A 10403-nucleotide genomic window follows, 5' to 3' on the forward strand; every position below is an offset into this window, starting at 1 on the left:
AGCCTGCCAGCCGGGGCGGCGCGCGCCCGCCGGCGCGTCTCAGTTCAGGCTGGCGCCGGAGATCTTGACGATCTCCTGGTACTTGGTCATTTCGTTCTTGACGAAGGCGGCGAAGGCTTCGGGCGTCATTGGCGCCGCTTCGGAGCCCATGGTGAGCAGGCGCTGCTTCACGTCGGGCTGGCGCATGGCGTCGGCGTAGGCTTTGTTGAGCTTGGCCACCACCGGCGCGGGCGTGCCGCCGGTGGTGAACACGCCGAACCAGGTGCCCAGATCGAAGCCCTTCACGCCCGACTCTTCGACGGTGGGCACCTCGGGCAGCAGCGAAGACCGCCCGGCCGTGGTGACGGCCAGCGCCTTGACCTTGCCGTCCTTGATCAGGGGCGCCGAGGCGGCCAGGTTGTCGAACATGAAATCGGACTGGCCGGCCAGCAGGGCCAGTTGCGCGGGCGCGGCGCCCTGGTAGGGAATGTGCTCGACCTTGATGCCGGCGCGCGCCTTGAGCAGCTCGCCCGACAGGTGGCCGGCGCTGCCGTTGCCGCCCGAGCCGTAGTTCAGCTTGCCCGGGTTCTTCTTCGCGTAGGCGATGAGATCGGCCAGCTTGGCGATGTTGTTCTTCTCAGCGAATTCCTTGTTCACCACCAGCACGTTGGGCACCGACGCCACGATGGTGACCGGCGCGAAATCCTTGACCGGGTCATAGGGCAGGTTGGCGAACAGCCAGGGGTTGATGGCGTGCGTGGCCACCGCGCCCATCACCAGGGTGTAGCCGTCGGCCGGGGCCTTGGCCACCAGGTCGCATGCCGATGTTGCCGCCCGCGCCGCGCGTTCTCCACGATGACCGGCTGGCCCCAGCGAGCCCCCGCACCTTCTCGGCCAGCATGCGGGGCCATCGTATCCAGCGGGCGCCGGGCGGATAAGGCACGACGAAGCGCAGCGGCTTGGTCGGAAATCGGCGCCCTGGGCCAGCGCGGGCGCGCCGGCGGACAGGGTGGTGGCGGCCAGCGCCACCGCGCCGGCAAGCAGGGCGCGGCGCGCGGCGCCGCGGCGGGATTGCATCATGGTCTTCTCCTCGCTTCGATGTGGATGGTCGGCACGTAGCATATCGCAGCGAGGCAACCGTAGTAACAAAGAGAAACGCCCGCCGACCGCCCTGATCGTGCGATCCAGCAAAAGCCCCCCGGCAGAGGCGCCGCAGGCGCTTCCGGGGGGGGGGGCTTATCCCTCAGTGCAGGATCTGGCTCAGGAACAGCTTGGTGCGGTCGTTCTGCGGATTGTCGAAGAACGCGTCCGGCGTGTTCTGTTCGATGATCTCGCCGCGATCCATGAAGATGACGCGGTTGGCCACCTTGCGCGCAAAGCCCATTTCGTGGGTCACGCACAGCATGGTCATGCCGCTCTCCTGGGCCAGGTTCACCATCACGTCCAGCACTTCCTTCACCATTTCCGGGTCGAGCGCGCTGGTGGGCTCGTCGAACAGCATGATCTTGGGGCTCATGCACAGCGAGCGGGCGATCGCCACGCGCTGCTGCTGGCCGCCGGAAAGCTGTCCGGGGTATTTCTGGGCCTGGTCCGGAATGCGCACGCGCTCCAGGTATTTCATGGCCGTGGCCTCGGCCTCGGCGCGCGGCTTCTTCAAGACCCACATGGGTCCCAGCGTCAGGTTCTCCAGCACCGTGAGGTGCGGGAACAGGTTGAAGTGCTGGAACACCATGCCCACGTCCTTGCGGATGGTTTCGATGTGCTTGAGGTCGTTGGTGAGCTCGGTGCCGTCGACGATGATGTGGCCCTGCTGGTGCTCTTCGAGCCGGTTGATGCAGCGGATCATGGTGGACTTGCCGGAACCCGACGGGCCGCAGATCACGATCCGCTCGCCCGGCGCCACGTCCAGGTTGATGTTGCGCAACACGTGGAACTGGCCGTACCACTTGTTCACGTTCTGCATGCGAATGATGGCATCGGACATGCCTGTACTCCCATTAGTATCGCTGGGCGCGCCGCCGCAAACGGCGGGTGCGCGGGTTTCTAGCGCGAGTGGCCGGTTTGGAGGCGCCGTTCGAGCGCCTGGCTGTATTTGGACATCGAGAAGCAGAACACGAAGTAGATAAGCGAAATGAATATGTACGCTTCCACGCCGAATCCGCGCCACGCCGCGTCCGACAAGGCTGCCTTGGCCGCCAGGGTGAGATCGAAGATGCCGATGATCACCACCAGCGAGGTGTCCTTGAACAGGGAAATGAAAATGCTGACCAGCGGCGGAATCACGATCTTCAGCGCCTGCGGCAGGATGATCTTGCGCATCTGCTGCCAGTAGGTCAGGCCCAGCGAATCCGCGCCTTCGTACTGCCCCTTCGGAATGGCCTGCAGGCCGCCGCGCACGGTTTCCGCGATGTAGGCCGCGGCGAACATGATGATGGCGATCTGCGCGCGCAGCAGCTTGTCGATCGAGAAGCCTTCCGGCAGGAAAAGCGGCAGCATCACCGACGACATGAACAGCAGGCTGATGAGCGGCACGCCGCGGATCAGCTCGATGTACACCACGCACAGCGCCTTGATCGCCGGCATCTTCGAGCGCCGGCCCAGCGCCAGCAGCACGCCGAACGGAAAGGCGAAGGCGATGCCGAACGTGGAGAGAATGAGCGTGAGCGGCAGGCCGCCCCAGCGCGCGTTCTCCACGTAGTCCAGGCCCAGGACGCCGCCCCACATCAGCACGGCCACGGCGATGAGCCCCACCGTCCAGATGATGGCCAGGCCCCAGTTCCAGAACCGCCGGACGCCGCTGCAGACGATGACGGCCACCAGGATGATGGTGGCCAGCAACGGCCGCCACTGCTCGTCGTACGGATAGGTGCCGAAGAGGATCAGCCGGTGTTTCTCGGCGATGAAGGCCCAGCACGCGCCCGCCGACTGGCGGCATTCCTGCGCATTGGTGGCGGTGAAATTGGCCTGGATGAAGGCCCATTCCACCAGCGCCGGAACCGCCATGAGCAGGAACCAGGCAACCAGCACCGTGATGATGATGTTCAGCGGCGAGGAAAACAGGCGCGACTTCAGCCAGGCCCACAGGCCGGTGTGCGAGCTGGGCGGCGGCGGACCCTCGCTGGGGATACGCGTAGTGCTGCTCATGTCAACGCTCCACCAGCGCGATGCGCTTGTTGTACCAGTTCATGAAGATCGAGATCGACAGGCTGACCGTCAGGTAGGCCGCCATGATGATGAGAATGCCCTCGATGGCCTGGCCGGTCTGGTTCAGGGTGGTGTTCACCACGGACACGATGTCCGGGTAACCGATGGCCACGGCCAGCGAGCTGTTCTTGGTCAGGTTGAGGTACTGGCTCGTCATGGGCGGGATGATGACGCGCAGCGCCTGCGGCAGCACCACCAGGCGCAGCACCTGCTTGCGGCGCAGCCCCAGCGAGCCGGCGGCCTCCCATTGGCCCATGTTCACGGCCTGGATGCCGGAACGCACGACTTCGGCGATGAAGGCCGAGGTGTAGATCACCAGGCCCGCCAGCAGCGCCGCGAACTCCGGCGACAGCGTCAGGCCGCCCACGAAATTGAAGCCCTTGAGCTCCGGCATGTTGAGCGTGAGCGAGGCGCCGCTCACGAGCCAGCCGATCACGGGCAGTGCAATCAGCAGGCCGATGGCCACGCGCCCCAGCGGAAACACCTGGCCGGTGGCTTCCTGCCGCTTCCTGCCCCAATGGCCCAGGACCAGGATGGCCACGATCGCCAGCCCCAGTCCGCCCAGGATCCAGTCCAGCGAATGGCCTTCCAGCCCGGGCACCTTGAGGCCGCGGTTGGAAATGAACACGCCCGGCAGCGGATTGCGCGCCTGGCGCGGGCCCGGCATGTTCTCGGTGATGAGGGCATACCAGAAGAAGAGCTGCAGCAGCAGCGGAATGTTGCGCATGACCTCGACATAGATCGAGGCCATCTTGGCCACCAGCCAGTTCTTCGACAGCCGGGCGATGCCGATCAGCGTGCCCAGCAGCGTGGCCAGCACGATACCCAGCACCGCGACGCGCAGCGTGTTGAGCAGGCCCACCACGATGGCTCGGCCGTAGGTGTCTGCGGGGGTGTATGAAATCGGGGTTTCGCCGATCGCGAAGCCCGCCTCGCGCCCCAGGAAACCGAAGCCCGTGGCGATGTTGCGCACCGCCAGGTTGTGCAGCGTGTTGGAAACCAGGAACCAGACGGCCAGCGCGACCAGCGCCAGGGCCACCACCTGGTAGACCACGGCGCGCACGCCGGGATCGTTCCAGTTCAGACGCCGCGGGGGAGCCGGGATAGGGGCGTTTTTGTTGGAAGTCGTCATCGGATGCATCTACAGAAGTCGGACACCGGGCGGCAAAACCGGAAAGAGCCATCCCGCCCGCTCCTGCCGCCCGCGCACGGCGGGTCGGACAGAGCCCCCGGCGCGACCCAGGGCCGCGTTGGGGGCTCCATGCAAAACGGACCGCGGGGGTCCGTTCTGCATGGCGGGACCGGGATCAGCGCACCGGCCAGCCGTACATCAGGCCACCTTGCTTGTACGAGGCGTTCAGGCCCCGATCCAGCTTCATGGCGCTGCTCTTGCCCAGCGTGGCTTCAAAGCTTTCGCCATAGTTGCCCACCTGCTTGATGATGTTGTAGGCCCACTTGTCGTCCACGCCCAGGTTCTTGCCCATGCCGGGCGTCACGCCCAGGATGCGCTGGATGTTGGGATTGGTGCTCTTGGTCATTTCGTCCACGTTCTTGGACGTAATGCCGTATTCCTCGGCCTCGAGCATGGCGTTGAGCGACCAGCGCACCACGTTGAACCACTGCTCGTCGCCCTGGCGCACCATGGGGCCCAGCGGCTCCTTGGAGAAGTCTTCCGGCAGAATGACGTACTTGTCCGGATTTTCGAGCGTCGTGCGGGTGGACGCAAGCTGCGACTTGTCGGTGGTGAAGGCGTCGCAGCGGCCGGCCGAGAAGGCGCGCACGATTTCGTCGTATTTGTCGATCACGACGGGCTTGAATTCGATCTTCTGGCCGCGGAACCAGTCGGCGAGGTTGAGCTCGGTGGTGGTGCCGGGCTGCACGCAGATGGTGGCGCCGTTCAGTTCCTTGGCGCTCTTGACGCCCAGGTCCTTGGACACCATGACGCCCTGGCTGTCGTAGTAGTTGACGCCCACGCCGATCAGGCCCAGCGTGGTGTCGCGGGTGAGCGTGACGGTGGTGTTGCGGGTAAGCACGTCCACTTCGCCGGACTGCAGCGCGGTGAACCGCTGCTGCGTGTTCAGCGGCGTGACCTTGAACTTGGAAGCGTCGCCGAACATGGTGGTGGCGATGGCGCGGCACAGGTCCACGTCCAGGCCCTTCCATTGGCCCTTGCTGTCAGCAATGGAGAAACCCGGGATGCCCGTCGACACGCCGCACTGGACAAACCCTTTCTTCTTGACGCTGTCGAAGGTGGCACCCGCATTGGCGGCCGCGGAAACAGCGAACAGAGCGGCGCCGATCGCGGCGAGTTTCAGTACTTTCATTGTGATCTCCGTATAGGATGAAGCAATCAGTACGCGGGCCGGGTAGGCTGCACGCATGGGGCGGATGGTAGCGTCCACGCCGCAGACGGCGCATCCGGGAATTCCCTCGAAATATAGGGACACTGGTGGAAACGCTGCCCCGTGCCGCCCCGCAAAAGGGACGCGTCAGGGGGCCCGCCACGGCCGCGGCGAGTTACTATTGCGGCTTCATCTGACAGCCGCCATGATCGAATTCCAGCACGTATTCAAATCGTATGGCCGCGGCCGGAACATCCTGGCCGACATCAATTTCCGCGTGAGCGCGGGAGAATTCGTTTTCGTATCGGGGCCCTCGGGCGCCGGCAAATCCACCCTGCTCAAGCTGATCGGCGGGCTGGAACCCGCCAGCCGCGGCTCCATACAGGTCAACGGCCAGCGGCTGGACAAGCTGCCGGCCCGCGCCCGCCCCTACCTGCGGCGCGCCGTGGGCGTCATCCTCCAGGACACCCACCTGCTCTTCGACCGCACGCCTTCGAGAACGTCATGCTGCCGCTGGCGGTGGTCGGCCAGGCCCGCGACGCGGCGGCCGCGCGCGCCCGGGCGGCGCTGGACAAGGTGGGCCTGTCGGGCAAGGAAGACCTCAACCCCATCGAACTGTCGGGCGGCGAACAGCAGCGCCTGGCGATCGCGCGGGCCATCGTGAACCGGCCCGCCATCCTCATCGCCGACGAGCCCACCGCCAATCTCGACCACGACAACGCGCAGCGCATCATGAACGTGTTCCGCGACTTCAACCGCGTGGGCGTCACCACGCTCATCGCCTCGCACGACCAGGAGCTCATGGCGAACCCAGCGCGAACGCGCCCGCCAGCACTGAAATCAAGCGTTTCATTGGCTTCTCCTCTCTGTCGGCGCCCGGCTCCGGCCGGAGCCGGCGCGCCATGCACCCCGAGAGCATACGACGCACGCCTGGCGGCCACAATCGAGCCCACCCCGGAAACCGCCGATTGCGGCATCGTCCGGTGATCGAACTTTATTGAATGGCCGGCGCGCCATGAGCGCTGTCGCCCGATGCCATACTTTTTGCGCGGGCCGTCCGATAGCCGGCGAACGGGACTCCGTCTCCCTGCCCTCTCGCTTCCCGCAATTCCCCCTGGCGGCGCGTCATCAAAAAAACCAGGCGCGCCGCTTCACATGCCGATTCATGGAGGAGACAAATCCATGGCCAACGCTTCGAACCCGCCCCAAAGCGGGCAGTCGACCCCTTTGCGCCGCCGCGCCCTCAAGTTCCTGGCCGCCGCTGCCTGCGCCGCCGCGGGACTGGGCTCCGTGCCGGCCCACGCCGCCGACAAGTGGCCCAGCCACCCGATCCGCGTCATCGTGCCCTACACGCCCGGCGGCTCCACCGACACCGTAACGCGCATCGTCATGGAAAAGCTCGGGCCGCGCCTGGGCCAGACCATCGTGGTGGAAAACCGGCCCGGCGCGAACAGCACCCTGGGCGCCGCCATCGCGGCCAAGGCCGAGCCGGACGGCTACACGTTCCTGAGCGTGCTGCCCGCCTACATCATCAATTTCCACCTGTACAAGCTGGGCTACACGCCGGACGACCTGGTGCCGGTAGCGCAAATGGCCGACCTGCCGCTCTTCCTGTTCGTCGCCAAGGACGTGCCCGCCAACAGCGTGGCCGAGCTGGTCGACTACGCCCGCAAGAACCCCGACAGGCTCACCTACGCCTCCAGCGGCAACGGCTCCAGCGCGCACCTCACCGGGGCCGACTTCGCGCTGCGCAACAAGGTGGTCATGACGCACGTCGCCTACAAGGGCAGCGCGCCCATCCTGACCGACCTGCTGGCCGGGCGCGTCTCGATGGTGTTCGACCCCATCCTGGTGCCCATGCAGTACGTCAAGCAGGGCAAGCTCAAGGCGCTGGCCTTTACCGGCAAGGAACGCTGGCCCACCGAGCCCGGCATCCCCACCATGGAGCAGGCCGGCATGCCGGGCTTCGTCACCGGCTCGTGGGCGGGCCTGATGGCGCCGGCCAACACGCCCAAGCCCATCATCGAGCGCATGGCCAAGGAGATCAACGAGATCGTGCGGGAGCCCGACGTCAAGCAGAAATTCCTGGACGCGGGCTTCCTGCCGGCCGGCGGCACCGCGGCCGAATTCGCCGACCTCATGAAGAAAGACTCGGCCCGCTACGCCGAGATCATCAAGCAAGCGCACATCACCCTGCAATGACGGGCGCGGGCGCGGCCGCGCCCCGCCCGACGGATACATACCTCTCATGATCGACAAATTCATCGACACCGCCGCGGCGGCGGTCGCGGACATTCATGACGGCGCCACCGTGCTCATCGGCGGCTTCGGCGGCGCGGGCATGCCCACCGAGCTCATCCACGCCCTCATCGACCAGGGCGCGCGCGAACTCACCGTGGTCAGCAACAACGCGGGCAACCACGAAACCGGGCTGGCGGCGCTGGTCAAGGCGGGCCGGGTGCGCAAAGTGATCTGCTCGTTTCCCAAGGCCTCGCACTCCTGGGTCTTCGACGACCTGTACCGGCGCGGGCGCATCGAGCTGGAATGCGTGCCGCAGGGCACCATGGCGCCGAACGGCTGCGCGCCGCCGGCGCGGGGCTGGGCGGCTTCTACACGCCCACCGCCTACGGCACCGAGCTGGCCCGCGGCAAGGAAACCCGCGTGATCGACGGGCGCGGCTACGTGTTCGAGAAGCCGCTGCACGGCGACTTCGCCCTGGTCAAGGCGGAGCTCGCCGACCGCTGGGGCAACCTCACCTACAACAAGAGCGCGCGCAATTTCGGGCCCGTGATGTGCATGGCGGCGCGCACGGCCATCGCGCAGGTGCGCGCCACCGTGGGGCTGGGCGAACTCGACCCCGAATGCGTCGTCACGCCCGGCATCTTCGTCAAGCGGGTCGTCACGGTCGCCAACCCCGCGTTTTCGAGCTGAGGAAACTGGCATGCATACTCCCCTGAGCCGCGAGGCCATCGCGCGCCGCCTGGCGCTGGACATCCCCGACGGCAGCTACGTGAACCTGGGCATCGGCATGCCGGTGCTGGTGGCGGCGCATCTGCCGCCGGACCGCGAAATCGTGCTGCACAGCGAGAACGGCATCCTGGGCATGGGCCCTCCGCCCGCGGAATCGGCCCGCGACCTCGATCTCATCAATGCGGGCAAGCAGCCCGTCACGCTGCTGCCCGGCGGCTGCTATTTCCATCACGCCGATTCCTTCGCCATGATGCGCGGCGGCCATCTCGATTACTGCGTGATGGGCGGCATGCAGGTGGCGGCCAACGGCGACCTGGCGAACTGGTCGCTCGACCGCCCGGGCGAGGCGCCCGCGGTGGGCGGCGCGATGGACCTGGCGGTGGGCGCGCGCCGCGTCTACATCATGATGGAGCACAACAGCAAGAACGGCGAGCCCAAGATCGTGGAACGCTGCACCCTGCCGCTGACCGGCGCCGGCGTGGTCGACCGCATCTATACCGACCTGGCCGTCATCGACGTCACGCCGGACGGGCTGCAGGTTCGCGATATGATCGACGGTATCACCTTCGAGGAACTGCAGGCGCGCACCGGCGCGCCCTTGCGCAAAGGCTGATGCTGCCCACCCTGCCCCCGCCCGGCTACGCGGCGCCGCTGGCCGAAGAAGACCACCCCGACCGCCTGCGCGGCGACCCGGACTACATGCTCACGCTCGCGCGCGGCCTGCACGTGATCCGCGCGTTCGGCACGCGCCGCCATCCGCAGACCGCGGCCGACCTGAGCCGCCGGGCCGGCCTGCCGCGCGCCGTGGTGCAGCGCTGCCTGCACACCCTCACGCTGCTGGGTGTGGCCGAGCGGCACGGCAGGCACTATGTGCTCACGCCGCGCATCCTCAACCTGGGCTACGCCTACTTCTCTTCCACGCCCCTGGTTTCCCTGGCCCAGCCCGTGCTGGACGAGCTCAGCGCCACCGTCAACGAGACCTGCGCGCTCGCCGTGCTCGAAAGCCACGAGATCCTGTACCTGGCGCGTTCCGAGGTGCACCGCATCCTGGCCACGTCCATGGGACTGGGCAGCCGGCTGCCCGCGTACTGCACCTCCATCGGCCGCGCCGTGCTGGCGCACTTGTCCGAAGCGGCGCTGGACCGCTATTTCGCGGCGGTGGAACTCAAGCCCTATACGGAATTCACCGAAGTCAACGAGACGCGCCTGCGCGCCGAACTGGCCCGCGTGCGCGAACAGGGCTACGCGGTGGTCGACCAGGAGCTGGAGCTCAACGTACGGGCGATCTCGGTGCCGGTGCGCTCGGCCAGCGGGGCGGTCTGCGGCGCGGTGAACGTCAGCGTCAAGGCCGCGCGCGTGCCCACCCCGCGGCTGGCCGAGACATTCCTGCCTCCCATGCGCCAGGCGGTCGAGCGCATCGGCGAGCTGCTCGCGGCCTGAACGCGCCGCCTACCGCAGGCCGGTGGGTTTCCAGCGTGAAGGCGCCGCGGCGCGGCCGATGCGGTCGTTGACCGCATGCCAGGCATCGTCGGCGGGCGGAGCCTGGACGACGATGCGCGCATAGCCCTGGCTGTCCAGGTCGCGCAGCAGCGCGTAGAGCTACCTGGGCATAGCGCGCCGGATCGGCCGGCACGGCCTGCCATTGCACGCGCGGGTCGAGCGCGGCGGGCTCGGGCGTATACCCCACCACCACCACCTTGCCCTGCGACGGCAGCCCGCGTCCCTGCAGCACCTCCTGCAGGCGCGAGGGCGAAGCCAGTTCGAGCTCGGTGCGCGGCGCGTAGTGGGCCTTCAGCGTGCCGGAAGCGCGCGCGCGGCCGCGTCGGCGCGCGCACGGGTTCGCCCAGCACGGCCTCCGACTCCTGCGCCGCGGTGATGTGGCCCGGCCCGCAGCAGCACGCGCCCGCG

Annotated in this window: 7 protein-coding genes and 4 pseudogenes; 5 read left to right on the forward strand and 6 right to left on the reverse strand. The window is 67.3% G+C overall.

Going from position 1 to position 10403, the window contains the following annotated elements; all coding sequences use genetic code 11:
• Positions 1 to 39: 39 nt before the first annotated feature.
• The 5 genes and pseudogenes from AD428_RS16280 to AD428_RS16300 form a co-directional block, all read right to left on the reverse strand.
• Positions 40 to 1059: pseudogene (locus AD428_RS16280) on the reverse strand (Bug family tripartite tricarboxylate transporter substrate binding protein).
• A 163-nt stretch (positions 1060 to 1222) separates the two neighbouring features.
• Positions 1223 to 1963 carry an amino acid ABC transporter ATP-binding protein gene (locus AD428_RS16285; protein ID WP_053245874.1) on the reverse strand — a complete coding sequence of 247 codons (741 nt, stop codon included), beginning with the start codon at positions 1961 to 1963 and terminating at the stop codon, positions 1223 to 1225.
• 59 nt (positions 1964 to 2022) lie between these two features.
• The gene (locus AD428_RS16290) at positions 2023 to 3123 is read right to left on the reverse strand and encodes an amino acid ABC transporter permease (protein ID WP_053245875.1); all 1101 of its coding nucleotides are present in this window, start codon (positions 3121 to 3123) and stop codon (positions 2023 to 2025) included.
• A gap of 1 nt (position 3124) precedes the next feature.
• Positions 3125 to 4315, reverse strand: coding sequence for an amino acid ABC transporter permease (locus tag AD428_RS16295; protein ID WP_053245876.1), 1191 nt, complete (start codon positions 4313 to 4315; stop codon positions 3125 to 3127).
• Between the two features lie 175 nt (positions 4316 to 4490).
• Positions 4491 to 5507 carry an amino acid ABC transporter substrate-binding protein gene (locus AD428_RS16300; protein ID WP_053245877.1) on the reverse strand — a complete coding sequence of 339 codons (1017 nt, stop codon included), beginning with the start codon at positions 5505 to 5507 and terminating at the stop codon, positions 4491 to 4493.
• Positions 5508 to 5730: 223 nt separating this feature from the next.
• Between AD428_RS16300 and AD428_RS16305 the strand changes: the two are divergent.
• The 5 genes and pseudogenes from AD428_RS16305 (at position 5731) to AD428_RS16325 (ending at position 9935) form a co-directional block, all read left to right on the forward strand.
• Positions 5731 to 6512 (forward strand): annotated as a pseudogene (locus AD428_RS16305) (cell division ATP-binding protein FtsE).
• Between the two features lie 195 nt (positions 6513 to 6707).
• Entirely contained in the window at positions 6708 to 7727 is a 1020-nt protein-coding gene (locus AD428_RS16310; protein WP_053245519.1) for a Bug family tripartite tricarboxylate transporter substrate binding protein, read from the forward strand.
• Positions 7728 to 7773: 46 nt separating this feature from the next.
• Positions 7774 to 8456 (forward strand): annotated as a pseudogene (locus tag AD428_RS16315) (3-oxoacid CoA-transferase subunit A).
• 10 nt (positions 8457 to 8466) lie between these two features.
• Complete coding sequence (locus AD428_RS16320) at positions 8467 to 9108, forward strand: 3-oxoacid CoA-transferase subunit B (RefSeq protein ID WP_053245521.1); 642 nt, start codon at positions 8467 to 8469, stop codon at positions 9106 to 9108.
• Positions 9108 to 9935 (forward strand): IclR family transcriptional regulator domain-containing protein, encoded by an 828-nt coding sequence (locus AD428_RS16325; RefSeq protein ID WP_053245522.1) that lies wholly within the window; start codon positions 9108 to 9110, stop codon positions 9933 to 9935. Before AD428_RS16320 ends, AD428_RS16325 begins: the two co-directional genes overlap by 1 nt.
• Positions 9936 to 9944: 9 nt before the next feature.
• Here AD428_RS16325 and AD428_RS25225 read toward each other — a convergent pair.
• Positions 9945 to 10403 (reverse strand): annotated as a pseudogene (locus AD428_RS25225) (Sua5 family C-terminal domain-containing protein); the annotation flags it as partial.

This window comes from Achromobacter sp. DMS1, from assembly GCF_001270295.1.

What these genes read in the sequence shown, in the direction of transcription:
- AD428_RS16285 (WP_053245874.1), bottom strand. Translation starts at nt 1,963, where the DNA reads ATGTCCGATGCCATCATTCGCATGCAGAACGTGAACAAGTGGTACGGC.
- AD428_RS16290 (WP_053245875.1), bottom strand. Translation starts at nt 3,123, where the DNA reads ATGAGCAGCACTACGCGTATCCCCAGCGAGGGTCCGCCGCCGCCCAGC.
- AD428_RS16295 (WP_053245876.1), bottom strand. Translation starts at nt 4,315, where the DNA reads ATGACGACTTCCAACAAAAACGCCCCTATCCCGGCTCCCCCGCGGCGT.
- AD428_RS16300 (WP_053245877.1), bottom strand. Translation starts at nt 5,507, where the DNA reads ATGAAAGTACTGAAACTCGCCGCGATCGGCGCCGCTCTGTTCGCTGTT.
- AD428_RS16310 (WP_053245519.1), top strand. Translation starts at nt 6,708, where the DNA reads ATGGCCAACGCTTCGAACCCGCCCCAAAGCGGGCAGTCGACCCCTTTG.
- AD428_RS16320 (WP_053245521.1), top strand. Translation starts at nt 8,467, where the DNA reads ATGCATACTCCCCTGAGCCGCGAGGCCATCGCGCGCCGCCTGGCGCTG.
- AD428_RS16325 (WP_053245522.1), top strand. Translation starts at nt 9,108, where the DNA reads ATGCTGCCCACCCTGCCCCCGCCCGGCTACGCGGCGCCGCTGGCCGAA.